The organism is Sphaerisporangium sp. NPDC049457 (genome assembly GCF_055586705.1).
On sequence record NZ_JBVJHR010000010.1, the window covers coordinates 215293 to 241410 of the forward strand.

The window sequence follows — 26118 nt, forward strand, 5'->3', positions numbered from 1 at the left end:
GGTATGGCCGCCAACGCATCACAGCAGGCAGAGCGTTCCTCCGTCGAACGGCACAGCGCCGTCTCCGAGATGCCCGACGAGCTGCGCGCCGATGTGCGCATGCTGGGTGAACTGCTGGGCCGCGTCATCGCCGAGGACGGCGGGCCCGACCTGCTGGCCGATGTCGAGCGGCTGCGCAAGGCCGTGATCGCCGCCCGCAGGCGCGAGCTGTCCATCGACGAGGTGGCCGCGATGGTCGCCGAGTGGCCCGTCGACCGCAGCGTGCAGATCGCCCGCGCGTTCACGTGCTACTTCCACCTGGTCAACCTCGCCGAGGAGCACTACCGCATCCGCATCCTGCGTTCCAGGGACACCGGCGAGGCGACGCTGCCCGAGTCGCTCGCCCAGGCCGTCGGCGAGCTCAAGCAGGACCTCGGCGATGACGAGCTCGCGCGGCTCATCGCCGAGCTGGAGTTCCGGCCGGTGCTCACCGCGCACCCCACCGAGGCGCGCCGCCGCGCGGTCGCCACCGCGATCCAGCGCATCAGCGCCCAGCTCGCCGAGTACAACGCGCCCGACCGCGGGGCGCACGAGCGGCGGGAGGCGCACCGCCGCCTGCTGGAGGAGATCGACCTGCTGTGGCGCACGGCCCAGCTCCGGCACACCAAGCTCGACCCGCTCGACGAGGTCCGCACGGCGATGGCGGCGTTCGACGAGACCCTGTTCCGCACCGTGCCGCGCATCTACCGCTCGCTGGACGCCGCGCTCGCCGACGGCACCGGCAGACGCGAGCCGCTGGCCAGGGCCTTCATCCGTTACGGCAGCTGGATCGGCGGCGACCGCGACGGCAACCCGAACGTGACCGCCCGGGTCACCAGGGAGGCCGTGCTCATCCAGGCCGAGCACGTGCTCACCGCCCTTGAGAACGCCGCCACCCGCATCGGCCGCACCCTCACCGTGTGGGACGACGACAGCCCGCCCAGCAAGGAGCTGCGCGAGGCGCTGACCGCGGCGGCGGACGACCACCCCGAACTGGTCGCCGAGCTCGCCAAGCGCTCCCCGCACGAGGCGCACCGCCAGTGGCTGCTGTACGTGGCCGCCAAGATCGCCGCGACGCGCCGCCGTGACATCGACCTGGCCTACCGCTCACCCGACGACCTGCTCGAAGACCTGCGCCTTTGCCGGTCCTCCCTGGTGGAGGCCGGCGCCACGCGGCAGGCGTACGGGGAGGTCCAGCATCTGATCTGGCAGGTGGAGACCTTCGGGTTCCACCTGGCCGAGCTGGAGGTCCGCCAGCACTCCCAGGTGCACGCCGCGGCCCTGCGGGAGGTCGAGACCGGCGCCACCTCCGAGCGCACCGAGGAGGTCCTGGCCACCATCCGCATGATCGCCTGGATCCAGGAGCGCTTCGGCACCCGGGCCTGCTCCCGCTACGTCGTGTCGTTCACCCGGTCGGCGGACGACATCGCCGCCGTCTACCGGCTGGCCGAGCACGCGCTCGGCAGCCGCGCCCCCGTGCTGGACGTCGTGCCGCTGTTCGAGTCCGGGGAGGACCTGGCGAACTCGGCCGACGTGCTCACCGGCATGCTGAGCCTGCCCGCCGTGCACCGGCGTCTGGAGGCCAACGGCCGGCGCCTGGAGGTCATGCTCGGCTACTCCGACTCCGCCAAGGAGCTCGGGCCGGCCGCCGCGACGCTCAAGCTGTACGACGCGCAGGCCGAGCTGGCCGCGTGGGCCGTGGCCAACGACGTGCGGCTGACGCTGTTCCACGGCCGCGGCGGCGCCCTCGGCCGCGGCGGCGGCCCGGCCAACCGGGCCGTCCTGGCCCAGGCCCCCGGCTCGGTCGCGGGCCGGTTCAAGGTCACCGAGCAGGGTGAGGTGATCTTCGCCAGGTACGGCCACCCGGCGATCGCCCTGCGGCACATCGAGCAGGTGACCAACGCCGTGCTGCTCGCCTCGACGCCCTCGGTGGAGTCCCGCACGGCCGAGGCCGCCGCACGCTACCGGCTGCTGGCCGAACGGGTCGCCTCCGCCTCCGAACGGGCGTACCGTTCGCTGACCGAGGCGCCCGGGTTCCCCGAGTGGTTCGGCCTGGTCAGCCCGCTGGAGGAGATCGGCTCGCTGCGCCTCGGCTCCCGTCCCGCCCGGCGCGGCCTCGGCGCCCCCCGGTCCCTGGACGACCTGCGCGCCATCCCGTGGGTGTTCGCCTGGGCGCAGACCCGCGTCAACCTGCCCGGCTGGTACGGCCTCGGCAGCGGCCTGCTCGCCGCCACCCGCACCGGCGCCGCCGCCGAAGCCGCCCCCGGCGCCCAGGCCGGCGACGCCTCGGGCACGCGAGAGCCCGTCCGCGACGCAGCCGTGCCGCCGGGCGAGACCGGCGAGGCGGGCGAACCCGGCCCCGGGCTGGAGGAACTGCGCCGGGCCTACCGCGAGTGGCCGCTGTTCGCCTCGCTGATGGACAACGCCGAGATGTCACTGGCCAAGACCGACCGGCAGATCGCCGCCCGCTACCTCGCGCTCGGCGGCCGGCCGGACTTCGCCGACCAGGTGCTCGCCGAGTACGACCTCACCCGCAAGCTGGTGCTCGCCGTGACCGGCCACTCCCGGCTGCTGGAGAACAGGCGGGTGCTGTCTCGCGCCGTCCAGTTGCGCGACCCCTACGTGGACGCGCTGTCACACCTGCAACTGCGCGCCCTCGCCGCCCTCCGCGCCGAGGACGCCCTCTCAGAGGCCGAGCGCGAACGCCTGGAGACCCTCCTCCTCCTCAGCGTCAACGGCGTAGCCGCCGGCCTCCAGAACACCGGCTGACCCCGCCTCCCGGGTCGGCCTTCGCCGGAAGCTCACACGGATACGACGGTCAGCACGTTCTCCAGGCCCTTGAAGTCGGCGCCGTTGCGCGTGTAGAGGGGGATGCCTCGGGCGGATGCCACGGCCGCGATCATGAGGTCCATCTTCCGGGGGCGAGGATCGCGGTCGGCGGCGATGGTGAGGGCCACGAGCGTCCCGTATCGGGCGGCGGCGTCCCCGTCGAAGGGCAACGGCGCGAAGTCGGTGACGGCGGCACCGAGCTTCTCCATGCGTGCGGCTCTGGTCCCGGCGTCCTTGGCCATCGCTACCCCCTGCTGGAGCTCGGCGAGAGTGATCGCGGTGATCTCGGGGAGTGTGGGCAATTGTGCCGGATCGATCACATCAAGATCGATATAGGTGCAGGTGTCCAGCACTCCCGACTTTTCACGATCCAGCATGGTTGTTCGCCCAAGGGTCGTCATCGTCGCCGACACGGTCTTCCGTGCCGAAGAACTCGTCGGCTTCCCGGCGCATGCGTCCGTGATCCACGTGCGGCAGCCGGCGATGGCGGGCGACCAGTTCTTCGGCGGTCAGGCGCCTTCTGCGTGCCACGGGGCGCAGCTCGGCGACCTCCACGCCATTGCGAGTGATGTGGTAGGTCTCGCCCGCCTCCACGGCATCCATGACGGCTGCGGAGTTGTTGCGGAACTCCCGCTGCGTGATGGTCTTCATGTCACCAATGTAGCTCGCCGTGTCCTGCAGTGCTACACCGTTGTCCGCCTGATAGTCAAAGAAGACGGCGACGCGCTCGATCACGTTGTCTCCATAAAAAGCCCCGCCAGTCCCGGAGGACGGCGGGGAGTAATGATGTCAGTGTACGCAACTCCCTATGGCAAACGTAGCTTCGCTGCAATGCGATCATGCGCTGAACGTAAAAACTCTTTCACTGTAAGTGTCGCTCCTCTGTCGGCCATGGCGGTGGTGAGGAGCCGAATGGGCGTCACATGAGGTCGATGGTCACGCGGGCGGGGGTGGAGTAGATGTTGAAGCGTTCGCCGCGGAGGAAGCCGACGAGGGTCATGCCGAAGTCTCTGGCCAGGTCGACGGCCAGGGAGGAGGGCGCTGAGACGCCGCAGACCATGGAAATGCCCGCGGCCAGGGCCTTCTGCATGATCTCGTAGCTGGTCCGGCCGCTGACCAGTAGGAGGTTCGCCGAGAGGGGCAGGCGCCCGGACAGCAGCGCCCAGCCGACGAGCTTGTCCACGGCGTTGTGCCGGCCGACGTCCTCGCGCACGGCGAGCAGCGACCCGTCGGCCGTGAACAGGCCGGCCGCGTGCAGGCCGCCGGTCTTGCCGAAGATCCCCTGGGCCTGGCGCAGCCGCTCGGGCAGCCCGTAGAGGACTTCGGCGGGGACCGGCGGCAGCGCCGGCCCGCGCAGGGTGCCGGGGCCGGCTTTGTCGGCGTTGGGCAGGGCGGCGTGGCGGGCGTGGAGGGCGTCGAGGCTGGAGGTGCCGCAGACGCCGCAGGCGCTTGATGTCATGAAATGCCGGTGCATCGTGGGCAGCTCGGGCAGCCCCTGGCCGCGCAGGTGCACGGTGACGGTGTTGTACCTGGCCTCCGGCGGCAGGTCCTCGTCGGTGCAGTAGGCGATCGAGGCGATGTCGTCCGGCCCCGCGATGCCCTCGCCCGACAGGAAGCCGGCCGCCAGCTCGAAGTCCGCGCCGGGCGTGCGCATGGTGATCGCCAGAGTCCGGGTGTCGCCGCCCGCGGCGACGCGGATCTCCAGCGGCTCCTCGGTCGCCAGGTCGTCGCGCCGGTCGCGTACGGCCGCGCCGGACACCTCGCGCACCCGCACCCTGCTCGTGGGCCCGGGGCGCACGCGCCCGACGGTGTCGGTCAGCCGTCCCTGCGGCAGTTCGCCGGTGGTCATGAGGTGGTCTTCCGCAGGGTGACGACGGCGTTGTAGTCGGGAATGCGGGCATCGGGGGAGCGGCGCGAGACGTCCAGCAGGACGTTGCCCTCCGGCCAGTGGATCTGCAGGTTGCCCGGGGTCAGCGGCGCGCGCAGCACCCGGCCGGTGAACCGTCCGGCGGCGCCGAGCAGCTCGACCTCGGCGCCGTCGGGCAGGCCGAGCCGGTCGGCGTCGTACGGGCTGATCAGCACGGCCTCGCGGGTGGCGCCGTTGAAGCCGTCGCGGCGCTCGTGGACCATGCTGTTGAACTGCTTGCCGCGCCGCGTGGCCACCATGAACGAGCCGTCGGGGCGCTCCAGCTCGGGCAGCGCGACGGGCGAGAAGCGCCCGAGGCCGTCGGCGGTGGGGAACCGGCCGCCGGGGCATAGGTGCCGCCCGCCGTACTGCACGTTGTCCCCGAAGTTCGCCAGCGCGGCGATGCCGGCGTAGAACGGCACGGCGTCCTCGATCTCCCGGCGGATCTGCGGCGTGCCGCCCGGATAGCGGACGCTGTCCGCCAGCTCGGGCCGCGCGCGGGCCGCGAGCTCGGTGAAGATCTTCCACTCGGGCCAGGCCTCGCCGACGCGGGGTCCTTCGACCTCGGGGGAGAAGATGACGCGGCGCTCGGTGGAGGTCTCGGTCACCCCGCCGGCCATCTCGTACCGCGTCTGCGCCGGCAGCAGCAACACGTCGCCCTGCGCCTCGACGAGCATCTGGCTGGACAGCACGATGTCGATGTGCACCCGCAGCGGCAGGCGGGCGAGCGCCTCGCGGCAGTACCCCGGGTCGGGCAGCACTTCAAGGAAGTTGCCGCCGGAGGAGATCAGGACGTCCAGCTCGCCGGCGTGCGCCGCGTCGATCATGTCGGTGGCGGTGAGCCCCGGCGCCGTCGGCACCTCGAAGCCCCACCGCTCGGTGAACCTGGCGGCATTCTCGGGGGTGACCGGCAGGCCGCCGGGCAGCCCGGTGGCGTAGGCGCCCATCTCGGCGCCGCCCTGGACGCCGCTGTGCCCGCGGATCGGCATCAGACCGCAGTTGTCGCGCCCGACGAACCCCCTGGCCAGGGCGAGGTTGACGATGGAGCGGACGTTGTCCTCCCCGTAGGTGTGCTGGGTGATGCCCATCGACCACACCAGCACCGCCGACTTCGCCTCGCCGAGCAGCTTGGCCAGCTCGTACATCTGCTCCCGCGTCGCGCCGCTGAGCGCCTCCAGCGACTCCCATGACTGGGCGGCCACCGACCGCCGGGCCTCCTCGAAACCGGCGGTGTGCGCGTCGATGAACGCCTTGTCCAGCCAGTCGTTCTCGACGAGGTGCTTGAGCACGCCGTTGAGGAACCCGATGTCGCCGCCGACGTTCACCCCGAAGAAGTAGTCGGTGATCTTCGTGCCGAACAGCGCGGACTCGGCGTTGGAGGGCACCCAGTAGTTCTGCATGCCGGGCTCGCGGTAGGAGTTGACCATCGCGACGCGGGTGCCGGCCTTCTTGGCGTGGTACAGGTACTTCATGGCGACCGGCTGGTTGTTGGAGGGGTTCGACCCGATGAAGACGATGAGGTCCGAGCCGATCCAGTCGGTGTAGGAGCAGGTGGTGGCCGCCGCCCCGATGCTCTGCTTCAGCGCCACCGTCGAGGGCGAGTGGCAGATGCGCGCGGCGTTGTCGATGGAGTTGGTGCCGAGCGCCCGCACGGCCTTCTGCGCGGCGAAGTAGTTCTCGTTCGGCACGCCCCGGCTGGTGAGGTAGGCGCCGAGCCGCGACCCGGCGTGCAGGTGGGAGGCGGCAAGGTCGAGCGCCTCGTCCCAGCTCACGCGGGTGAAGCCGGGCTCTCCGCCGCGGCGCAGCATCGGGTAGGGCAGCCGGCCGAGGTCGCGCAGCTCGGCGCTGCGCATCCCGGCGAGCCCCGAGACGTCGGTGAGCCGCGCGGGGTCCAGCGGCGGCATGGTGTTCAGCTTGAGCAGGCGCAGCCGGATGTTGCACAGGTGGATCTCGTCCATGGTCCAGTCGCGCATGCCGCGGGTGCCCAGGGCACAGCCGTCGCAGGTGCCCTGGGTGAGGATGCGCCAGGCGTAGCGCCGGTTGCCCTTCACCGACCGGAACGCCTTCCACAGCTCCAGATAGTTGTTGGGCTTGCGCTCGCCGAGGCCGAAAGGCTTCCAGCTCGCCCAGTTACGAGGGTCCAGACGCTTGCTCACCGGACGTTCACCCGTTTCTCGTGCTTGCCGCCGGCCGTTCGCGCGGCTTATTCCATAGCATCGCCTTTTCCCCCGGATCTGACGAACCAGCGGCCCTCGCAGGCGCGGCCGGGGCCGATCGGCGCGCCCCGGTGATGAGGGCGTACCCCGTCGCGGGGCCGTAGTCCCGCGGGCGGTGGGACGTGCGGCGGCGGGAGGGAGGAAGATGGAGGGGTGCCCGATTCGCCGTACACAGATCTCGAACGGCCGCCTCTGTCCGAGGCGGCGCTGACCAGGGCGGTCGTCCGTCCGGGGAGCCTGTGGTCGCGGCTCGCCGTCGTCGACGCCACCGGCTCCACGAACGCCGACCTGGCGCGGGACGCGCGCGACGGCGCGCGCGAGGGCGCCGTGCTGATCGCCGAGTTCCAGGACGCCGGCCGGGGCCGGCTCGGCCGGGTGTGGACGGCCCCGGCTCGTTCCGGGCTGACCTTCTCGATGCTGCTGCGGCCCGCCGTCCCGCCGGCCAGGCAGGGCTGGGTGACGCTGCTGGTGGCGCTGGCCGCCGCCTCGGCCGTGCGCCGTCTCGCCGAGGTGGACGTCCGGCTGAAGTGGCCGAACGACCTGCTCATCGGCGAGCGCAAGCTCGCGGGCATCCTGGCCGAGCGGGTGGGGGACGCCGTCATCGTCGGCATGGGCCTCAACGTCTCGCTGCGGCCCGAGGAACTGCCCGTGGCGACCGCCACCTCGCTGGTCATGGAGGACGCCGAGTGCGCCGACCGTGATCCGCTGATCAGGGCCGTGCTGCGGGAGGTCGAGACGCACTACCGCGACTGGGTGGCGGCCGGCGGCGACGCCGACGCCAGCGGGCTGCGCGCCGCGTACCTCGCGGCGAGCGCGACCGTGGGCAAGGAGGTCCGGGTGGACCTGCCCGGCGAGCGCGTGCTGGAGGGGACCGCCACGGGCGTGGACGCCTCGGGCCACCTGATCGTGCGCGCGGACGGCGCCGACCACTCCCTCAGCGTGGGCGACGTGGTCCACGTGCGCGCCGCCAAGGGCTGAGCCCGCCCGCGGTCCGCGGCTCGCCGCGCCGACCGGTGGGCTGAGGTCCGCCGTGCCGACCGGTGGACCGCGGTTCGCCGCGCCGCCTGGTGGTTGCGGTTCGCCGCGCCGACCGCGCCGTACCGCGTCGTTTACAGACGTGGGGCCGGTCGGCGTGCCACGATTTGCCCCATGGGTCTCCCTGAACATCATCTGACGACGGGGGAGCGGGTCGTCCACTCCTTCCACCCGCACTGGAAGCGCCTGGTGCTGCCGTTCATCGCGCTTCTGTTCGTCGTCGCCGCCTCCAGCGCGGCGTTCCTGCTCATTCCCACCGACTACGAGTACGCGGGCTACGCGTGGATCGCGGTGGCCGTCGTCTCGGTGGTCGCGCTCACGCTGTGGTCGTTCATCCCGTACCTGCGGTGGAAGACGACGTCGTACACGCTCACCACGCACCGGTTCAACATCAGCACCGGCATCCTGAGCAAGTCCGACGACGACATCCCGCTGGCCAAGGTCAACAGCGTGAGCTCCGACCAGAGCTTCGTCGAGCGGATGCTCGGCTGCGGGACGCTCGTGGTGGAGTCGGCCTCGGACAAGGGCGAGATCAACCTCAGGGACATTCCCAAGATCCAGTCGGTCCGGTCGGAGCTGTTCCGGCTGGTGGAGGACGCCGCCGACGGGGACATCGACGGCCGGTGAGACATGCCCAGAAGGTGGCGTAACCTCCTGAAGGTGCGTGAGACCGACACCGTGCGCCGTCCCACGGCGGAAGAGATCGAGCGGCTGTTCGTGGGCTCGACGCCTCGCCATACCCGTGACGAGGTGGCGAGCCTGGCCGGTGTCCCGCCCGAGCTGGCCCAGCGCATCTGGCGGGCGCTCGGCTTCGCCACCCCCGCCGACGACGTCGTGGCCTTCACCGACGCCGACGTGGAGGCGCTGCGCCGCGTGTCCGGCATGCTCGGCGGCGAGATGATCGGCGAGGAGACCGTCGTGCGGATGGCCCGCGCGCTGGGGCAGACCACGGCCAGGCTCGCGCAGTGGCAGTCCGAGATCATGATCGGCGCGATGCTCGACCCGGCGGAGCCGCCCGGGGACGAGGAGCTGGCGGGCGCGGTCGAGGTGACGCGGCGGCTGCTGCCCGACTTCGAGCGCCTGCTGGTGCACGTGTGGCGCGCGCAGCTCGCCGCCGCGGGAACCCGCCTGCTGGCGATGGCAGACGTCAACGCCGAGAGCGCGCCGGGCCGGCCCAGCCTCGCCGTCGGGTTCGCCGACCTGGTGTCGTTCACCCAGGTGTCGCGCGAACTGGACGAGCAGGGGCTGGCCGAGCTGGTGGAGAACTTCGAGGCCAGGACCTCCGACGTGGTCGCCGGGCACGGCGCCCGGCTGGTCAAGACCCTCGGGGACGAGGTGCTGTTCACCGCCCCCACGGCCGAGACGGCGGCGCGCATCGCCCTCGACCTGGTGGACGTGCTCCGCGAGGACGGCAGGGAGGTGCGCGTCGGGCTGACGTACGGGCCCGTCCTGCCGGCCATGGGCGACGTGTTCGGCACCACGGTGAACCTCGCGGCGCGGCTCACCGCCATCGCCCGGCCCTGCACCGTCCTGGTGGACCCGGGCCTCGCCGAGGGCGTCGAGGGCGCCCCCGGCCTGCTGGTCCAGCGCATCCGGCGCAGGCCCGCCCGCGGCCTCGGCATGATCCAGCCTTACGTGCTGCGCCGGTCCTGAACCGGGCGGGACGTCAACGTTGTCAACGCCGATGAGGGCCGATATACGTTGTGCAGGCCGATAGAGGGAGAGACGCACCATGCCGTACGAAGTCCAGGGCGTGATCGCCGGTGGCAAGGGCGAGGCAGTGACGCTGCGGACGGTCATCGTCCCCGACCCCGGGCCGGGCGAGGCGGTCGTCAACGTGCAGGCGTGCGGAGTGTGCCACACCGACCTGCACTACCGCGAGGGCGGCATCAACGACGACTTCCCCTTCCTGCTCGGTCACGAGGCCGCCGGTGTGGTGGAGGCCGTCGGCCCCGGCGTGACGAGCGTCGTCCCCGGCGACTACGTGATCCTCAACTGGCGGGCCGTCTGCGGCAACTGCCGCGCCTGCCTGCGGGGCCGTCCGTGGTACTGCTTCGCCACCCACAACGCCGCCCAGAAGATGACCCTCGCCGACGGCACGCCGCTCACCCCGGCCCTCGGCATCGGGGCGTTCGCCGCCAAGACGCTGGTCGCGGCCGGGCAGTGCACGAAGGTCGACCCCGACGCCCGTCCCGCGGTGGCCGGTCTGCTCGGCTGCGGGGTGATGGCCGGCCTGGGCGCGGCGATCAACACCGGCGGCGTCTCGCGCGGCGACTCGGTGGCCGTCATCGGCTGCGGCGGCGTGGGCAACGCGGCCATCCTCGGGTCGTCGCTCGCGGGCGCGGCGAGGATCATCGCGGTGGACGTGGACGACCGCAAGCTCGACCTGGCCGGCCAGTTCGGCGCGACGCACGTGGTCAACTCCTCGACCACCGACGCCGTCGAGGCGATCCGCGAGCTGACCGGCGGGCACGGGGCCGACGTGGTGATCGAGGCCGTCGGCCGTCCCGAGACCTACAAGCAGGCCTTCTACGCCCGCGACCTGGCGGGCACCGTCGTGCTGGTCGGCGTGCCGACGCCCGACATGATGCTGGAGCTGCCGCTGCTGGACGTCTTCGGCCGGGGCGGCTCGCTGAAGTCCTCCTGGTACGGCGACTGCCTGCCGAGCCGCGACTTCCCCATGCTGATCGACCTCTATCTGCAGGGGCGGCTGAACCTCGACGGCTTCGTGTCCGAGACGATCGAACTGGACCAGGTCGAGGACGCCTTCGCCAAGATGCACCGCGGCGAGGTGCTCCGCTCGGTCGTGGTCCTGTGACCCCGGCGCGCTGCCTCGCGCGGCGGGCCGCGACACGAGGGGAGGGTTCGCGATGACCATCGGCAAGATCGTCACTTCGGGGAAGTTCACGCTGGACGGCGGCAGCTGGGACGTCGACAACAACGTGTGGCTGGTCGGCGACGACCACGAGGTCGTCGTGATCGACGCCGCGCACGACGCCGAGGCCATCCGGCAGGCGGTCGGCGACCGGCTGCTGAAGGCCATCGTCTGCACCCACGCGCACAACGACCACATCAACGCGGCCGGGGCGCTGGCCGACGCGACCGGCGCGCCGATCCTGCTGCATCCGGCGGACGCCGTCCTGTGGGAGATGGTCTACGGCACCGAGCGCGAGTACCGGCCGCTCAAGGACGGCGACGTCATCGAGGTGGCGGGGGCCGCGCTGCACGTGCTGCACACTCCCGGCCACGCCCCGGGCGCGGTGTGCCTGTACGCGCCCGAACTGGGCGCGGTGTTCACCGGGGACACCCTGTTCTCCGGCGGGCCGGGGGCGACCGGGCGTTCGTACTCGTCGTTCGACACGATCATCGGCAGCATCCGCGACCGGTTGCTGGTGCTGCCGCCCGAGACGGTGGTGCACACCGGGCACGGAGATTCCACGAGCATCGGGGCCGAAGCGCCCGATCTTCAACAGTGGATCGCCCGAGGGCATTGACGCAGGTCACGGGCGTGGCGGGGTACGGCACGGCGGTGCGGCGAGGCGCCAAGGCGCGGCATGACCGGGTGAAGGCCCGGTAGTTGTTGCACAGTTCACATAGGCAAGCCTTACCTATGTGAGTTACCTTAGGTATGCCTTACCTACATTGACGTGAAGGGCGTACCCCGCATGTATGTATGCATCTGCCGGGCCGTGACCGAGAGCGACGTGCACGACTGCATCGCCTCGGGCGCCAGGAGCGCGCGACAGATCCGCGACACCACGGGCGCGGGCGCGGACTGCGCGACATGCGTGCGAAAGATATGTGCGATGCTGAAGAGAGCGGAGGAACTGGTCGCGACCGCGTAATTGGGAGGTTGCCCGTGCAGGGGGACAAAGAGATCATCGCTCTGCTGAATGAGCAGCTGACGTCCGAGCTCACCGCCATCAACCAGTACTTCCTGCACGCCAAGATGCAGGAGCACTGGGGCTACACCAAGCTCGCCGCCGTCACCAGAGCCGAGTCGATCGACGAGATGCGGCACGCCGAGGTGCTCACCGACCGCATCCTGTTCCTCGAAGGCCTCCCGAACTACCAGAAACTCGGCACGCTGCACATCGGGCAGACCGTCAAAGAGCAGCTGGCCGCCGACCTGGAGCTGGAGATCGAGGTGGTCCGGCGGCTGCGGCCGGGCGTCCAGCTCATGCGCGAGCGCGGCGACGTCGTCTCCGCCCGGATCTTCGAGGACATCCTCCAGGACGAGGAACACCACATCGACTACCTGGAGACCGAGCTGCAGCTGCTGGAGACCCTCGGCGAGGGCTTCTACCTCCAGCGCTACCTGGACGTGCCGGGCGGCTCCACCTCCTGACCCGCGGGACGCCCCACTCGCCCTCCGCCCCGGATTTCGGTCCCGCCGCGGACCCGTCCGCGTGTCTTCGCCGGCTGGTTCCGGCCGGTAGCCGCGACACGCCGCGCCGTGTTCTCGCCGTTCTCGACGAGGTTCGTGAGCGTACTCCCGGGGCCATCGGGGTAGGAGGTAATGCGGGTGGGGTCGTCCGAGTTTCTGAGTCTTTGCCCAGGTCAATTGGTGGGTCAACGACGAGTCAAACCGCGCGCTGTACCCGGGAAACGATCGCCTAAGGTCCTACGATCGCTTTATGACCTGCGTACTTCTCGCCGAGGATGACACCTCGATCTCCGAGCCCCTGGCGCGCGCGCTGCGCCGAGAGGGCTACCAGGTGGAGGTGAGCCCCGATGGCCCGCAGGCCCTGGAAAGGGCTCTGTCCGGGGGCGTCGACCTCATCGTGCTCGATTTGGGCCTACCGGAAATGGACGGCCTGGAGGTCGCCCGCCGCATCCGCGCCGAAGGGCACGGCACGCCCGTGCTCATCCTGACCGCTCGTGTCGACGAGGTCGACACCGTGGTGGGGCTCGACGCCGGTGCCGATGACTACGTGACCAAGCCGTTCCGGCTTGCCGAACTGCTCGCCCGGGTGCGGGCGCTCCTGCGGCGCGGCACGTCCGAGACCCCCGTGGTCCAGGGCGTGCGCATCGACGCCGACTCGCGCCGCGCCTGGATGGGAGACAAGGAGCTGCACCTGACCACCAAGGAGTTCGACCTCCTTCGCGTGCTCGTCCGCGACGCCGGCAAGGTCGTCACGCGCGAGCAGATCATGCGCGAGGTGTGGGACACCAACTGGTGGGGTTCGACCAAGACTCTCGACATGCACATCTCGTGGCTGCGGCGCAAGCTGGGGGACGACGCCGCCAAGCCGCGCTACATCACCACGGTCCGCGGGGTCGGTTTCCGGTTCGAGCGCGAATAGCCCATAGCTAGATGCGCCGTAGGTTGCTGTCCTCGACCCTGGTGGTCGCGGCCATCGCGGTTCTGCTCCTGGGGGTCCCGCTCGGTCTGGTGGTCACCCGCCTCATCAACGACGAGGCGGTCCAGCAGCTCCGGGCACAGGCCACGCTGCTGCTCAGCCAGGTGGAATACGCCCGCATCGAGGATCGGCCGATCGATCCCGACGAGTTGCAGCGGCAGTACCCCAGCAGGTACGTCCAGATCTTCATCCGCAACAGCCCGACCGTCATCGTCGGAGCCGAGCCGCCGTCCGGCCGGCAGATGACCGAGGAGACCCACTCGGAGAGCGGGGTCTATGTCCGGATAACGCGAGACCGCGCCCAGGTCGAGCGTAATGTCCGGGGATGGCTCATGCTCATCGTGGCCCTCGCCGGGCTGGCGCTGGCCGTCGCCGTGTCTCTCGCCGTCGTGCAGTCACGCCGGCTCACCCTGCCGCTCCTGGATCTGGCGAGGATCGCGGAGCGGCTGGGCTCAGGAGAGGCCCGGCCGAGCAGGCATCGCTACGGCATACCCGAACTCGACCGGGTCGCCGAGGTGCTCGACCGCAGCGCCACCCGCATCGCCGACCTGCTGAGCCGCGAGCGGGAGTTCGCCACCGACGCCTCCCATCAGCTTCGCACGCCGCTCACCGGGCTCACCATGCGCCTGGAGGAGATCGTGGCCGCGGCCGACCAGCCCGCCATCGTGCGCGAGGAGGGCGAGGCGGCGATCGTCCAGGCCGAGCGGCTCACCGCGGTCATCGACGAGCTGCTCGCCGCCGCCCGCAGGCAGCGCCACGCCCAGGCGGAGGCGATCTCGGTGGACGAGGTGCTGCGCCAGCAGGTCACCGAGTGGGAGCCCGCCTTCCGCCGGGCGAGAAGGACGCTCCGCCTGGCCGGCGACCGCGACCTGCGCGCCCTGGTCAGCAAGGGCGGGCTGAGCCAGGTCGTCTCGACGTTGCTGGAGAACTCGCTGGAGCACGGCGACGGGCAGGTGACGATCACCACGGGCAGCTCCGACAGGTCCATCGTGATCGAGGTGGCCGACCAGGGGCCGGGCATCCCCGATCACCTGCGCGTCCGCGTCTTCGACCGCAACGTCAGCGGCGGCGGGGGCACGGGCCTCGGGCTGACGCTGGCCCGCGCCCTCACCGCTTCCGACGGCGGCCGCCTGGAGCTGGTGCGCATGCGCCCGGCGGTGTTCGCGCTGTTCCTGCGGCCCGCCTGCGACACCGCCTGCGAGACCGCCCGTCACCGTGTGGTCAGCGGACCGGCGTAATGCCGGGAGAGTTGCCGTTGGCGCTGGTCTCGGCGCCGTTGACACCGGGGGGAAGCTGCGTGCCGGGGATGCCCTGCGGGGACCGGGCACCGTCGGCGCCGCGCACGCCCGGCTGCGGGGCGGCCTGCTGAGGCGTGGCCTGCTGCGGGGTGGCCTGCTGCGGCGTGGTCTGCTCGGCCTCCGGGAGCCCGGTGTGCGGGTCGACGGGGGGAAGCCCCGGCGGCAGGAACACCCATTTCTTGTACGACCAGAACCGGAACAGCGTGCCGAGGGCCGTGCCGATGAAGAAGGAGATGTTGTAGCTCAGCGGATCGGTCATTTTGAGGGTGTATTCGACGAATCCGATGATCAGCAGAGAGATCAGCAGGCCGATGCCGTTGAGCACGAAGAACAGGAAATACTCCCTGGCCAGGCCGGTCTGCTCGCGGTGGCGCCAGGTCCAGTAGCGGTTGGCCAGGTAGGCCAGGGTGGCGGCCGCCACGGTGGCGAAGGTCTTCGAGGTCAGCGGACCGAGCTCGACGATGTACCGCAGGAAGTTGGTGGATCCCCAGTCGACGGCGAAGGCGACCGCGCCGACGATGCCGAACTTGGCGAGCTCGCGGATGAGCGAGGAGAACTGGTCATACAGACGACGGATGAACTGCACAACGGTCCTTCCTAGGTGTCCGGGAGCCTCATCAGGTTACCTGTGTGCCGGCCGCATCGCGTCTCCCCCGCCAACCTCACCATAAGGACTATTTGCTGAAATATCCGTACTTTCACGGCTAGTAACTGAGGTGGTGCGCTAGGCTGCGCCGCAGATCACAAAGGTGTGCCATGGAGAGGTGGCTCGCAGCGTGCTGCGCCGACTGGTCGCTCTGGGAATCAGCGTCGCCCTGCTGAGCGGTTGTGGCGCGCAGAGCGGAGGCGAGGCTTCCCCGACGCCGGAGCCCGCGGCCGACACCCCGACCGCCCGCACGGTCGCGGAGAGCGAGGCCGCCGCGGCGTTCGAGGTGCTCAAGGAACTCGATGACGCGCGCAAGAAGCGCGACTGCGCCAAGGTGCTGTTCCTGACCACCTCCGCCGCGAACGAACTGGGCGGCCGGGCCTGCGAGGCCACCCGGAACGGCCGCCCGGTTCCCGCGCCCGTGGCGTACGGCGATGTCGAGTACTTCCTGCCCGACCCTCCCGAGGAGCGGCCCTGGTTCGCCGCGCTGGCCCGCAAGCCGCAGCCGTCCTACTTCGTGTTCGCCTACGAGGAGGACCGCTGGCGGCTGGCGTACGGCCCGGTCCGCCTGCTCGGGAACGTGCCAGACCTGGACGCCGACGAGATCACCCGCGCCGTCCCCACTGACGACCCCGAGGACGGGGTGCGCGCCAGGCTCGCGCCGCAGAAGCACCTGGCGTTCCTCTCCGACCGCTTCGGGCTCAGCGGCGTGCGGTTCGCCTCAGGCGACCCGATGAAGGACCTGCTGACCGAGCTGGTCAAGAAGCCGGCCACCGTGCGTCCCGACCGGCTGAGCTACGACATCCAGCTCGTGCCGGCCGACACCAGGGCGCTCGAAGTGGGCGACGGCGGCGGCGCGCTGGTCTTCCATGCCGTCAAGATCGTCTACACGCAGAAGGCGCGCTCCCGCAAGCTGGCCCACCCGCTGTTCGGCGCCGGCGCCGTGCGCGCCTTCACCGGCGGCGCCGGCCGCGCCGTCATCCACGTCACCGAGATCGTCTCGCTCGCCACCAAGGTCGCCTCTGACGGGAAGCTGAAGACCGTGGCCATGTCCCGGGGACTCGCCGACATCACCCGCTGACCGGTGACCGGTCGCGTCCGCGACGGTCACTCCCCGTCCGGCCACCGCGGTACCCGTCCCGGCCGGCGCCCGCGGGCGCCCGTACGAGCCGCCGGGACATGGCGGACCCGTCCGGACCCCTGAGACATGGGGCGGACCCCGTCCGGGACGCCGGGACATGGGCGGCAGAACGGCCACTCGGCCGCCACGGATAGGGTTTGGGCTTGTGACCAGTGTTGTGACCAGGAGGGAAACCCCTCACATCGGGCCAGTCGTCGGCATGGTCGGCGCGGGGCAGCTCGCGCGGATGACCCAGCAGGCCGCCATCGCCCTGGGCGTCGAGCTGCGCGTCCTGGCGAACTCCTTCGACGAGAGCGCCGCGCGGGTGATCGCCGACACCCGGCTCGGCGACTACCGCGACCTTGAGGTGCTGCGCGCGTTCGCCGACGGCTGCGACGCGATCACCTTCGACCACGAGCACGTGCCGACCGGCCACATCGAGGCCCTCGCCGCCGCAGGGCACGCCGTTCACCCTGGGGCGGCGGCCCTGGTGCACGCGCAGGACAAGGCCGTGATGCGCGAGCGCCTCGCCGCGATCGGCGTCCCCTGCCCCGCCTGGACGCGGGTCTCCTCGGCCGACGACCTGGAGGCGTTCGGCAAGGAGCACGGCTGGCCGGTCGTGCTCAAGGCCGTGCGCGGCGGCTACGACGGCCGCGGCGTGTGGGTGTGCTCCTCGGCGGAGGAGGTCGCGGCGGTGCTGGGCAGCGGTACCGAGGTCATGGCCGAGGCGTTCGTGCCGTTCGAGCGCGAGCTGGCCGTGCTGGTGGCGCGCTCCCCGCACGGGCAGGGCGTCAGCTACCCGGTCGTCGAGACCGTCCAGCAGGACGGCATCTGCGTCGAGGTGATCGCGCCGGCGCCCGGCCTCGATCCGGAGGCCGCCGCCCAGGCGCAGCACATCGCCTTGAAGATCGCCAACGAGCTGGGCGTGACCGGCCTGCTCGCCGTCGAGATGTTCCAGCTCCCCGGCGGCAAGGTGGTGGTCAACGAGCTGGCCATGCGGCCGCACAACAGCGGCCACTGGACCATCGAGGGGGCCCGCACCTCGCAGTTCGAGCAGCACCTGCGGGCCGTGCTCGACCTGCCGCTCGGCTCGCCGTCCCTCGCGGCGCCCGTCGTCGTCATGGCCAACGTCCTCGGCGGCGCCGACCCCGGCGTCTTCGGCCGCTACGAGCACGTGATGGCGCACGACCCTGGGGTGAAAATCCACTTCTACGGCAAGGAGGTCCGGCCCGGCCGCAAGATCGGGCACGTCACCGCGTTCGGCACCGACCTGGACGAGGTGCGCGCCCGCGCACGGCACGCCGCCGTCCACCTGGCCACCGGAGAGTACGTCTGATGGCGGGCGCACCCGTGGTCGGCATCGTGATGGGCAGCGACTCCGACTGGCCGGTGATGCGGCTCGCCGCCGAGGCGCTCGGCGAGTTCGGCGTCCCGTTCGAGGCCGACGTGGTCTCGGCCCACCGCATGCCGCAAGAGATGATCTCCTACGGCGAGCGGGCGGCCGAGCGCGGGCTGAAGGTCGTCATCGCCGGCGCCGGCGGAGCCGCCCACCTGCCGGGCATGCTCGCGTCGGTGACCCCGCTGCCGGTGATCGGCGTGCCGGTGCCGCTGAAGTACCTCGACGGCATGGACTCCTTGCTGTCCATCGTGCAGATGCCCGCCGGCGTGCCGGTGGCCACCGTGGCGATCGGCGGCGCCCGCAACGCCGGGCTGCTCGCCGTCCGCATCCTCGCCGCCGCCGACGAGGGGCTGCGGGCGAAGATGCTGGAGTTCCAGGTGTCGCTCAGAGACCAGGCCCACGCCAAGGGCGAACGCCTGCGCGCCGAGGCCGCCACCCTCGCGGAGGGCGACCGCTAGACCGCCGCCCCTGGCTCGGCCCGGCCCGCCGCCGGGCCGCCCGGGGCGGACCGGCCCGACAGATAATCCGCGAAGCCCTATGGACGGCCGAGAGCGCGGTAGTGCCAGCCGGAGGCGCGCCACGTTTCGGCGTCCAGGGCGTTGCGGCCGTCCACGATCTTGCGGGCGGCCACGACCTCGCCGAGCTCGTCGGGGTCGAGGTCGATGAACTCCTGCCACTCGGTCAGCAGCAGCACGACGTGCGCGTCCCGGGCGGCCTCCAGCGCCGAGGAGCCGAACCCGAGTGCCGGATGCGCGCGGCGGGCGTTCTCCAGCGCCACAGGGTCGTACACCGTGACCGCGCCGCCCTGCTCGCGGATCTTCACGGCGACGTCCAGCGCGGGCGAGTCGCGGATGTCGTCGGAGTTCGGCTTGAAGGCCGCGCCGAGCACCGCGACCGTGCAGCCGCGGAACGACCCGCCCGCCAGCTCGCGGGCCAGGTCGACCATGCGGGCGCGGCGGCGCATGTTGATGGCGTCCACCTCGCGCAGGAACGTGAGCGCCTGGTCGGCGCCCAGCTCGCCCGCGCGGGCCATGAACGCCCTGATGTCCTTGGGCAGGCAGCCGCCGCCGAAGCCGAGGCCGGGGTTGAGAAACCGGCCCCCGATGCGCTCGTCGAACGACAGGGCCAGCGACAGGTCCTTGACGTCGGCGTGCGCGGCCTCGCAGACCTCGGCCATCGCGTTGATGAAGGAGATCTTGGTGGCCAGGAACGCGTTGGCCGCCACCTTGACCAACTCGGCGGTCGGGTAGTCGGTGATGATCAGAGGCGTGCCCTCCGACAGCATCGGCTCGTAGACCTCCCGCATCACCTTTTCGGCCTTTTCGGAGACCACGCCGAGCACGATGCGGTCAGGGTGCATGGTGTCGCGGACGGCGAAGCCCTCGCGGAGGAACTCGGGGTTCCAGGCCAGCTCGACGGCGTCCCCGGCGGGCGACAGCCGGACGAGCTTGTCGGCGAGGCGCTGGGCGGTGCCGACCGGCACGGTCGACTTGCCGACGACCAGGCAGTCGCGGGTCAGGTGCGGCGCGAGGGACTCTACCACCGCGTCGAGGTAGGAGACGTCCGCGGCGTACTCGCCCTTCTTCTGGGGCGTGCCGACGCAGATGAAGTGCACGTCGCCGAACTCGGCGGCCTCCTGGTAGGAGGTGGTGAAGCGCAGCCGCCCGGACGCGAGCCCCTGTTGCAGCAGGTCCTGCAGGCCGGGCTCGTGGATGGGCAGTTGCCCGGCCTGAAGGCGGGCGACCTTGTCCGGATCCGCGTCCAGGCCGAGCACTTCGAAGCCCAGCGCGGCCATGCACGCCGCGTGCGTGGCACCCAAGTATCCGGTCCCTAGGACCGTCAGGCGATAGGACACGAGCGTGCTCCTTCCGTGTATCGCTGTCGACCCAATCTTTACCGTAACGTTGCCGAGGCATGTTACCGGGCCCCCACCCGCAGCAACAGTACAAACCGGACATTTCTCCGGAGAGGTGCCTCTCATATACCCCTCAGTAGGACGCCGTATTGTTGGACGTCCTAGTATTTGTCCATGAGCTTCCCTCTCTACGCGCCCGGCGAAGAGCACGTGATGCTGCGCGAGAGCGTCCGGGCCCTCGCCGACGAGAAGATCGCCCCGCACGCCGCCACGGTCGACGAGGCCGGCGAGTTTCCGTGGGACGCCTACAAGGCCCTGGTATCCGCGGACCTGCACGCGGTGCACATCCCTGAGCAGTATGGCGGGGCAGGCGCCGACGCGCTCGCGGCCGTGATCGTCATCGAGGAGGTCGCGCGCGCCTGCGCGTCCTCCTCCCTGATCCCGGCCGTCAACAAGCTCGGCACCGTGCCGCTGCTGCTGTCGGCGTCCGAGGAGCTCAAACAGCGCTACCTCGCCCCCGTCGCGCGCGGTGAGGGCATGTTCTCCTACGCCCTGTCCGAGCCCGAGGCCGGCTCCGACGCGGCGGCGATGAAGACGCGGGCCGTCCGGGACGGCGACCACTACGTGCTCAACGGCACCAAGATGTGGATCACCAACGCGGGCGTGTCGGAGTTCTACACGGTCATGGCGGTGACCGACCCGGACGCCGGGGCGCGGGGCATCTCGGCGTTCGTCGTGGAGAAGTCCGACGAGGGGGTCTCGTTCGGGGCGAAGGAGAAGAAGCTCGGCATCAAGGGCTCGCCCACCCGCCAGGTCATCTTCGAGAACACGCGCATCCCGGCCGACCGCATGATCGGCGAGGAGGGCACCGGCTTCAAGACGGCCCTCGCCACGCTCGACCACACCCGCGTCACCATCGCCGCGCAGGCCCTCGGCATCGCCCAGGGCGCGCTCGACTACGCCATCGGGTACGTCAAGCAGCGCAAACAGTTCGGCAAGCCCATCGCCGAGTTCCAGGGACTCCAGTTCATGATCGCCGACATGGCCATGAAGCTGGAGGCCGCCCGCCAGCTCACCTACGCCGCGGCCGCCAAGTCCGAGGCCGCCATGCGCGGCGAGAAGGTCCCCGACCTGACCTTCTTCTCCAGCGCGGCCAAGTGCGCCGCCTCCGACGCCGCCATGGAGATCACCACCGACGCCGTCCAACTCCTCGGCGGCTACGGCTACACCCGCGACTACCCCGTAGAACGCATGATGCGCGACGCCAAGATCACGCAGATCTACGAGGGCACCAACCAGATCCAAAGAATGGTCATGGCCCGCCAACTCCTCAAGTAACCATCTGAACAGTGAGAACCCGGTCCCGGGGAAGCTCCGGGACCGGGTTCGCCGTATCAGCGGATGATCTTAGGAGCGCGCCTGTTCCGTCCCTGTTCCGTGGGACGCCGCGCGCGGTGCCGGAGACCGCAGGCGGCGGCAATGATCGGAAGGAGCTGGAAGAGGTCGGGATGTGCATCGAGCACAGCGCTCACGCGCGTGTCAGCCCACGCCTCGACCTCTTCGGCCGCTCTCCTGGGTACCTGGACGATGGAAGATTTCGCGGGACTCTTCTTGAGTGCCGCGTCGGCCACGGCCATATCGAGAATGCCCTGAAGGACGAGGAAACCGGTTTGTACGGTCGGCGTACCGAATCGCTGGCTCAGATCACTAATCCACGCTTTTACGTCGGATCGCTTGATGCTCTTGACCTGTCGTCTCGCAAAGGCGGGCGTGACGTGCAGGCGATAGATGTATTTCTAACACATCATTGTTGAGGGGTCAACGATCCGTGTTGCGAGCCGGCGTGCCCCGAGATCACCGACAAACGGGCCAAGCTGTCCTGGACGCGCTGGAACATCCGGATCGAGCTCGGCAACGCGATCTTCGAATATCTGGCACTCCTAACGCGACAACAACACGAACGCGCCGCTCGGCACCCCGTGCGAGGCCTACTACGCGCCGACCCCAGGCCCGATCGCGCCCGGCTCGACGACCGAATGCCCGCGGCTGTTCCCCGAGCTCACCGGCCCATCGCCTCTTTCACCCACAAGATCACTGAGCGCTTGAGAACATCACGCTCGTCTTCCAGCTCAGCGCGGTCCTTCTCCCACGCGGCCTTTGGCGTCTCATGAGTCGTGAAGGGTGCCGGTCTGTGTCACGCCGTGCGTCCCGTCGCCGGCAATGGAGTAATCGGTGCCCCCTAACCCCTGGGCCACGTGACGCGGATTGTTTCGGGTTTGTTGCGGCTGTTGTACGGCCGTTTGTATTTGACCATCAGCATGCCTGAGCGGCGCAAATGCCGCTCTCGGTAGTTCGACCTGAGCTTGGTGCCGAACCAACCCGATTCACGGACCCCGCCGCGCCACGTTGAGGTGTTCGTAACCGTGTTGCGCGTGAGCGCCGGTTCACGGCGAGTTAACTGCGCCCAGCCGCGCGTGAAACATCCGGCTGGCGTCATCGATCTCACCCCACTAGAGGAGGAGTGCATGCATTCTCCCCCCCGCGGCATTCTCGCCGCCAGACGCCGGGCCAATCGACGACGAATGGCCTGGCTGCTGACCCCGATCCTGGTTTTCGTAACAATTGGGGTCAATCCTTCCCCAGCCCAGGCGCTTCCGATCGGTGTAGGAACGCCGGTGCAATTCACGCTCACCGACAACCAGGGTGCGTGGTTCGACACCGGTGCGACGCTGTTCGGCACGCGGTCGCTCGGCGTCGCCGTGACGCCGCGGACCAAGCTCGCGTCGCTGCCGCTGGACACCGACACGCTGCTCAACGGCGATCTCGGCGGCGGCCTGCTCAACCTGCCGCTGCTCAACGGCGACGCACCACTGATCGGCAGCCTCGGCGTGAACGTCAACAGCCTGCTCAATCTCGACCAGCTCAACTCGGCGGTCGACGCGGCGGGCGGCCTGCTCGGATTCCTGAACCCGACGATCCAGCGTGCCAAGACGCAGATCAACCAGCTCAACCAGCAGCTGTTGACCGTGCCGGACAGCAGCGCCGTCCCGCTCGGCAGCCTGCCCGTGGGGCTCGACCTGATGCGCACGCTCAACGAGGTCGCCGCGCTGGCGCCCACGGACCTGAGCCTCGCGCCGAAGGGGAAGTTCGCGGTGGCGGCACCGGCGGCCGCCTCGGCCCACTCGGTGACCAGCCTGATCTGGCCGGTCGGCGCGCCGCCGATCGACCAGAACAGTGCGTTCATCGGCAACGTCGAGGCCAACCTGACCGAACCGGGCCTGTACGCGTGGGCCTGCAAGATCCACCCGTACATGCTCGGCGCTGTGGTCGTGGACGACCCGCTCACGCCCGGCCTGGACTTCGGCAAGAAGCTCAACGTCAACGTCAAGGGCGGCATCGTCGTGCCCAGCTCGGCCGACGTGGTGCAGGAGCTCGTGCAGAAGTTCTTCCGGATCACCACGCCCGACAACTGGCAGGTCTTCAGCAACACGCAGACCAAGAACTGGAACCCCTACTACCCGCCCGCGCCGATCCTGCAGTACGACGCGAACGAGCAGCCGGTGCTCATCCCGAGCCTCGACGCGTACTACAACAGCAAGTTCACCGAGGGCGTCACGCTGCCCGCGCTGACCCAGCGGCCGAGCGTGCCCGGCGTCGGTGAGCTCTGGGTCGACACCCAGATGGAGAAGTACGCCGGCAAGGTCAAGTCCGGTGCGGCGACCAAGGTCGACGTGCAGGGCTGGACCGTGGACCGGAAGGTGGCGCTCCCACAGATCAACCTCAACAACCCGCACAATATGTGGTCGGACCGCGATGGAAAGTACATCTATCAGACGGAATGGTTCTCCGACCGCCTGACCGTGTTCGACCGGACCACGGGTAAGTTCGTGCGAACCATCCAGGTCGGCCCGGACCCATCCCATGTGATGACCCGGACCGACACCGACCAGCTCCACGTCGCCATCAACGCCGGCAACGCGGTGGTCGAACTGAGTCCGGGTGCCACGCAGATCGACAGACGCATCCTGGTGCAGGGTCCCGGCCAGACACCGGCCCACCCGCACGCGCACTGGATGAGCGCCGACGGGCACACCATGGTCACGCCGAACGTCAACCACAACAACTCGACGATCGTCGACGTGCCGTCGGGCTCGATCCAGGAGGCGCAGACCGAGCAACTGCCCATCGCGACCGGTATGATGCCGGACTCCTCGAAGTACTACGTGGCCAACTTCCTCGGCCAGAGCGTCTCGTGCATCTCGCTGGACGGGCCGACGTGCCACAGCGACAGCGGCACGAACGTCGGCTACAAGGCCATCGATTTGTGGGCGAACTACGACATGGTGACCGGGGCGACCACCGGGGGGTTCGGCGGCCTGCCGATCCAGATCCCGGTCAGCCCTGACGGCAACGTGGTGCTCGTGGCGAACACGCTCACGAGCAACATCGCCGTCATCGACACCAAGACCGACAAGGTCATCAAGTACCTGCCGTGCGACTCCGGCTGTCACGGCATCAACTTCGGTGCCAAGCGCGGCGGCGGCTACTACGCCTACGCGTCGAGCAAGTTCGCCAACACCCTCGCCGTGATCGACCCCGACCCCAACGGCGACGGCAACCCCGCCGACTCCACGATCGTCGGCAAGATGGTTCTCGACTCGACCGCGGGCACCGCCGTGGATGACGTCGTCACCGGCTACAGCGGCATGGGCGGGCAGGGCGTGCTCCCCTACCCGATCGTCTACAACGGCTGGGTGCAGAACGCCACGCCGGAGATGGCGAACCAGCTCACGTGTGCCCAGCTCAACCCCATCAACCCGGGGGCCTGCGAGTAACCGCGGGCCCGCACTGCGGGGGAGGGACCGTAAAGCGGACGGTCCCTCCCCCAGACCAGGGCCCCCAATCGCGCACCACCCACGCCGGTCCATTCGGCCGCCGACACGTGGGCGCGTGCATCCCACAGTAGACGAGGAAGTACACCCATGTCTGATACGACCGCGCCGGAGCCCTTCGCGGCCCTCCGGCGCGCCCTCTCCAACGCCTCGCCACCGGTACGGCGGCTGATGCTGATCGGCATGATCGCGCTCTCGATCCTGGTCTCCGGCGCGGCAGTGTTCGCGCCGAAGGCCGCGCAGGCGGCGAACCACACGATCGCGATCAAGAACTTCGCGTTCACGCCGGACGTGCTCAACCTGGCGCCCGGCGACACGGTCACGTTCGTCAACCAGGAGACGGACGGTACCGTCCACTCCATCCGCGGCGACTTCACGTCCCCGGACCTGCCGCCCGGGGCGAGCTTCATGGTCACCGTCACCACCGCCGGCACGTACAACTACTACTGCAGTTTCCACCCGTACATGACCGGCATCATCAACGCCGGAACGGCACCGCCGTCGCCGTCGCCGTCCAAGTCACCGAGCGCGAGCCCGTCGCCGTCCGGCTCACCGAGCGCGAGCCCGTCGCCGAGTGGCAGCCCGGGCACGAGCCCGAGCCCGAGCGTCACTCCGACGACGACGCCGCCGCCCGGCTCCGCGCCCTGCGACAACCCGGCCCTCGGCGCCGCCCAGGGCGATGGCACCCGGCTGGCCGCCTACAACCTGGTCGGCTCCGTCAAGGTGTTCAAGCTGTGCATGTCGCAGACCGACTGGGAGGTCTCACCCGGGGTGGTGAAACAGGCGTACACGTTCAACGGCATAGTGCCCGGCCCCACCATCAAGGTCAACGAGGGCGACCAGGTGCGGGTCATCGTGCAGAACGACCTGCCGGAGCACACGGCTGTGCACTGGCACGGCATGCAACTGCCGAACGCGCAGGACGGCGTACCCGACATCACCCAGCCGCACGTCCTGCCCGGCCAGACCTACACGTACGAGTGGACCGCCAAGTCGACCGGTACGCACTGGTACCACTCGCACATGGGTGGCGGCCAGGTCGGCCGGGGCCTCTACGGCGCGCTCCTGGTGACCCCGACGCTGGGCGACATCGCCGCCGACAAGCACTACACCATCGAGATCGGCGACGGTTCCAACGGGTTCACCTTCAACGGCAAGTCGTACCCGGCGACCGTGCCGCTGACGGCGGCGGTCAACCAGAAGGTCCACGTCCGGCTGATCGGCACGGGCCCCGAGATGATCCACCCGATGCACCTGCACGGGGTGCCGTTCCAGGTCGTGGCCCAGGACGGCAACAAGCTCGCCTCACCGTACACCGTGGACACGCTCAACGTCGGCGTCGGACAGACGTACGACATCGTGTTCCAGCCCAAGGAGCCCGGGAAGTGGTTGCTGCACTGCCACATCTTCTCCCACTCCGAGGGACCCAACGGCATGATCGGCCTCGTGACGGTCGTCAATGTAACGGCGTAATCGCCGGCTGAACCCGCTTCCGAACCCGTGCCGGTCAGCCGTGAGCGCACCTGGCCGGCACGGGCTCC

General features: G+C 70.1%; 23 protein-coding genes. 17 read left to right on the top strand and 6 right to left on the bottom strand.

Annotation, left to right across the window (positions count from 1 at the left end):
• Positions 1–3: 3 nt before the first annotated feature.
• Positions 4–2787, top strand: coding sequence for a phosphoenolpyruvate carboxylase (locus tag ACZ6QO_RS17895; protein WP_465851889.1), 2784 nt, complete (start codon positions 4–6; stop codon positions 2785–2787).
• Between the two features lie 32 nt (positions 2788–2819).
• Here ACZ6QO_RS17895 and ACZ6QO_RS17900 read toward each other — a convergent pair whose 3' ends face one another.
• The 4 genes from ACZ6QO_RS17900 to ACZ6QO_RS17915 all read right to left on the bottom strand — a co-directional run bounded on the left by ACZ6QO_RS17900 (position 2820) and on the right by ACZ6QO_RS17915 (position 6909).
• Positions 2820–3260 (bottom strand): type II toxin-antitoxin system VapC family toxin, encoded by a 441-nt coding sequence (locus tag ACZ6QO_RS17900; RefSeq protein WP_465851891.1) that lies wholly within the window; start codon positions 3258–3260, stop codon positions 2820–2822.
• Positions 3211–3582 (bottom strand): type II toxin-antitoxin system Phd/YefM family antitoxin, encoded by a 372-nt coding sequence (locus tag ACZ6QO_RS17905; RefSeq protein WP_465851893.1) that lies wholly within the window; start codon positions 3580–3582, stop codon positions 3211–3213. Before ACZ6QO_RS17905 ends, ACZ6QO_RS17900 begins: the two co-directional genes overlap by 50 nt.
• A 184-nt stretch (positions 3583–3766) precedes the next feature.
• Positions 3767–4696, bottom strand: a complete 930-nt coding sequence (fdhD, locus tag ACZ6QO_RS17910; protein WP_465851895.1) for a formate dehydrogenase accessory sulfurtransferase FdhD — start codon at positions 4694–4696, stop codon at positions 3767–3769.
• Positions 4693–6909 (bottom strand): FdhF/YdeP family oxidoreductase, encoded by a 2217-nt coding sequence (locus ACZ6QO_RS17915; protein ID WP_465851897.1) that lies wholly within the window; start codon positions 6907–6909, stop codon positions 4693–4695. The genes fdhD and ACZ6QO_RS17915 overlap by 4 nt, the downstream gene beginning before the upstream one ends.
• 213 nt (positions 6910–7122) lie before the next feature.
• On the opposite strand from ACZ6QO_RS17915, the gene ACZ6QO_RS17920 reads away from it, so the two are divergent.
• The 9 genes from ACZ6QO_RS17920 (at position 7123) to ACZ6QO_RS17960 (ending at position 14605) form a co-directional block, all read left to right on the top strand.
• Positions 7123–7947 carry a biotin--[acetyl-CoA-carboxylase] ligase gene (locus ACZ6QO_RS17920; protein WP_465851899.1) on the top strand — a complete coding sequence of 275 codons (825 nt, stop codon included), beginning with the start codon at positions 7123–7125 and terminating at the stop codon, positions 7945–7947.
• Between the two features lie 171 nt (positions 7948–8118).
• Complete coding sequence (locus ACZ6QO_RS17925; protein WP_465851901.1) at positions 8119–8631, top strand: PH domain-containing protein; 513 nt, start codon at positions 8119–8121, stop codon at positions 8629–8631.
• Positions 8632–8664: 33 nt separating this feature from the next.
• Positions 8665–9657, top strand: coding sequence for an adenylate/guanylate cyclase domain-containing protein (locus tag ACZ6QO_RS17930; RefSeq protein WP_465851903.1), 993 nt, complete (start codon positions 8665–8667; stop codon positions 9655–9657).
• A gap of 79 nt (positions 9658–9736) precedes the next feature.
• Positions 9737–10822, top strand: a complete 1086-nt coding sequence (locus ACZ6QO_RS17935) for an S-(hydroxymethyl)mycothiol dehydrogenase (RefSeq protein ID WP_465851904.1) — start codon at positions 9737–9739, stop codon at positions 10820–10822.
• 52 nt (positions 10823–10874) lie between these two features.
• Positions 10875–11498, top strand: coding sequence for an MBL fold metallo-hydrolase (locus tag ACZ6QO_RS17940; RefSeq protein ID WP_465851906.1), 624 nt, complete (start codon positions 10875–10877; stop codon positions 11496–11498).
• A gap of 171 nt (positions 11499–11669) precedes the next feature.
• Positions 11670–11849 carry a (2Fe-2S)-binding protein gene (locus ACZ6QO_RS17945; RefSeq protein ID WP_465851907.1) on the top strand — a complete coding sequence of 60 codons (180 nt, stop codon included), beginning with the start codon at positions 11670–11672 and terminating at the stop codon, positions 11847–11849.
• A gap of 14 nt (positions 11850–11863) precedes the next feature.
• The gene (bfr, locus tag ACZ6QO_RS17950; protein WP_465851909.1) at positions 11864–12352 is read left to right on the top strand and encodes a bacterioferritin; all 489 of its coding nucleotides are present in this window, start codon (positions 11864–11866) and stop codon (positions 12350–12352) included.
• A 289-nt stretch (positions 12353–12641) separates the two neighbouring features.
• Positions 12642–13310: a response regulator transcription factor gene (locus ACZ6QO_RS17955; protein ID WP_030451323.1), complete on the top strand. Its 669-nt coding sequence runs from the start codon at positions 12642–12644 to the stop codon at positions 13308–13310.
• An 11-nt stretch (positions 13311–13321) separates the two neighbouring features.
• On the top strand, positions 13322–14605 hold the full coding sequence (locus tag ACZ6QO_RS17960) for an ATP-binding protein (RefSeq protein ID WP_465851912.1): 1284 nt from the start codon (positions 13322–13324) through the stop codon (positions 14603–14605).
• Here the strand turns inward: ACZ6QO_RS17960 and ACZ6QO_RS17965 are convergent.
• Positions 14589–15251 carry a GtrA family protein gene (locus ACZ6QO_RS17965; RefSeq protein WP_465851914.1) on the bottom strand — a complete coding sequence of 221 codons (663 nt, stop codon included), beginning with the start codon at positions 15249–15251 and terminating at the stop codon, positions 14589–14591. The two genes, ACZ6QO_RS17960 and ACZ6QO_RS17965, sit on opposite strands and share 17 nt — an antisense overlap.
• Positions 15252–15429: 178 nt before the next feature.
• On the opposite strand from ACZ6QO_RS17965, the gene ACZ6QO_RS17970 reads away from it, so the two are divergent.
• The 3 genes from ACZ6QO_RS17970 to purE all read left to right on the top strand — a co-directional run bounded on the left by ACZ6QO_RS17970 (position 15430) and on the right by purE (position 18288).
• On the top strand, positions 15430–16392 hold the full coding sequence (locus tag ACZ6QO_RS17970; RefSeq protein ID WP_465851916.1) for a DUF8094 domain-containing protein: 963 nt from the start codon (positions 15430–15432) through the stop codon (positions 16390–16392).
• Positions 16393–16597: 205 nt separating this feature from the next.
• Entirely contained in the window at positions 16598–17767 is a 1170-nt protein-coding gene (locus tag ACZ6QO_RS17975; RefSeq protein WP_465851918.1) for a 5-(carboxyamino)imidazole ribonucleotide synthase, read from the top strand.
• A complete protein-coding gene (gene purE / locus ACZ6QO_RS17980) occupies positions 17767–18288 on the top strand; it encodes a 5-(carboxyamino)imidazole ribonucleotide mutase (RefSeq protein ID WP_465851920.1) in 522 nt (173 codons plus the stop codon). The genes ACZ6QO_RS17975 and purE overlap by 1 nt, the downstream gene beginning before the upstream one ends.
• Positions 18289–18365: 77 nt before the next feature.
• Here purE and ACZ6QO_RS17985 read toward each other — a convergent pair whose 3' ends face one another.
• Positions 18366–19685 carry a UDP-glucose dehydrogenase family protein gene (locus tag ACZ6QO_RS17985; RefSeq protein WP_465851921.1) on the bottom strand — a complete coding sequence of 440 codons (1320 nt, stop codon included), beginning with the start codon at positions 19683–19685 and terminating at the stop codon, positions 18366–18368.
• A gap of 174 nt (positions 19686–19859) precedes the next feature.
• Between ACZ6QO_RS17985 and ACZ6QO_RS17990 the strand changes: the two genes are divergently transcribed.
• From ACZ6QO_RS17990 to ACZ6QO_RS18005, 4 genes are all read left to right on the top strand, one after another.
• The gene (locus tag ACZ6QO_RS17990; RefSeq protein ID WP_465851923.1) at positions 19860–21023 is read left to right on the top strand and encodes an acyl-CoA dehydrogenase family protein; all 1164 of its coding nucleotides are present in this window, start codon (positions 19860–19862) and stop codon (positions 21021–21023) included.
• A 116-nt stretch (positions 21024–21139) separates the two neighbouring features.
• The gene (locus ACZ6QO_RS17995) at positions 21140–21499 is read left to right on the top strand and encodes a hypothetical protein (RefSeq protein WP_465851924.1); all 360 of its coding nucleotides are present in this window, start codon (positions 21140–21142) and stop codon (positions 21497–21499) included.
• A gap of 861 nt (positions 21500–22360) precedes the next feature.
• Positions 22361–24520, top strand: a complete 2160-nt coding sequence (locus tag ACZ6QO_RS18000) for a hypothetical protein (protein WP_465851925.1) — start codon at positions 22361–22363, stop codon at positions 24518–24520.
• Between the two features lie 147 nt (positions 24521–24667).
• Positions 24668–26050 (top strand): multicopper oxidase domain-containing protein, encoded by a 1383-nt coding sequence (locus ACZ6QO_RS18005; protein WP_465851927.1) that lies wholly within the window; start codon positions 24668–24670, stop codon positions 26048–26050.
• The last annotated feature ends 68 nt before the right edge of the window (positions 26051–26118 follow it).

Excerpts from the sequence above, each read along its gene's own strand:
- ACZ6QO_RS17955 (WP_030451323.1), top strand. The coding sequence starts at position 12,642 with ATGACCTGCGTACTTCTCGCCGAGGATGACACCTCGATCTCCGAGCCC.
- fdhD (WP_465851895.1), bottom strand. The coding sequence starts at position 4,696 with ATGACCACCGGCGAACTGCCGCAGGGACGGCTGACCGACACCGTCGGG.
- ACZ6QO_RS17945 (WP_465851907.1), top strand. The coding sequence starts at position 11,670 with ATGTATGTATGCATCTGCCGGGCCGTGACCGAGAGCGACGTGCACGAC.
- ACZ6QO_RS17925 (WP_465851901.1), top strand. The coding sequence starts at position 8,119 with ATGGGTCTCCCTGAACATCATCTGACGACGGGGGAGCGGGTCGTCCAC.
- purE (WP_465851920.1), top strand. The coding sequence starts at position 17,767 with ATGGCGGGCGCACCCGTGGTCGGCATCGTGATGGGCAGCGACTCCGAC.
- ACZ6QO_RS17940 (WP_465851906.1), top strand. The coding sequence starts at position 10,875 with ATGACCATCGGCAAGATCGTCACTTCGGGGAAGTTCACGCTGGACGGC.
- ACZ6QO_RS17935 (WP_465851904.1), top strand. The coding sequence starts at position 9,737 with ATGCCGTACGAAGTCCAGGGCGTGATCGCCGGTGGCAAGGGCGAGGCA.
- ACZ6QO_RS18005 (WP_465851927.1), top strand. The coding sequence starts at position 24,668 with ATGTCTGATACGACCGCGCCGGAGCCCTTCGCGGCCCTCCGGCGCGCC.
- ACZ6QO_RS17990 (WP_465851923.1), top strand. The coding sequence starts at position 19,860 with ATGAGCTTCCCTCTCTACGCGCCCGGCGAAGAGCACGTGATGCTGCGC.
- ACZ6QO_RS17895 (WP_465851889.1), top strand. The coding sequence starts at position 4 with ATGGCCGCCAACGCATCACAGCAGGCAGAGCGTTCCTCCGTCGAACGG.
- ACZ6QO_RS17960 (WP_465851912.1), top strand. The coding sequence starts at position 13,322 with ATGCGCCGTAGGTTGCTGTCCTCGACCCTGGTGGTCGCGGCCATCGCG.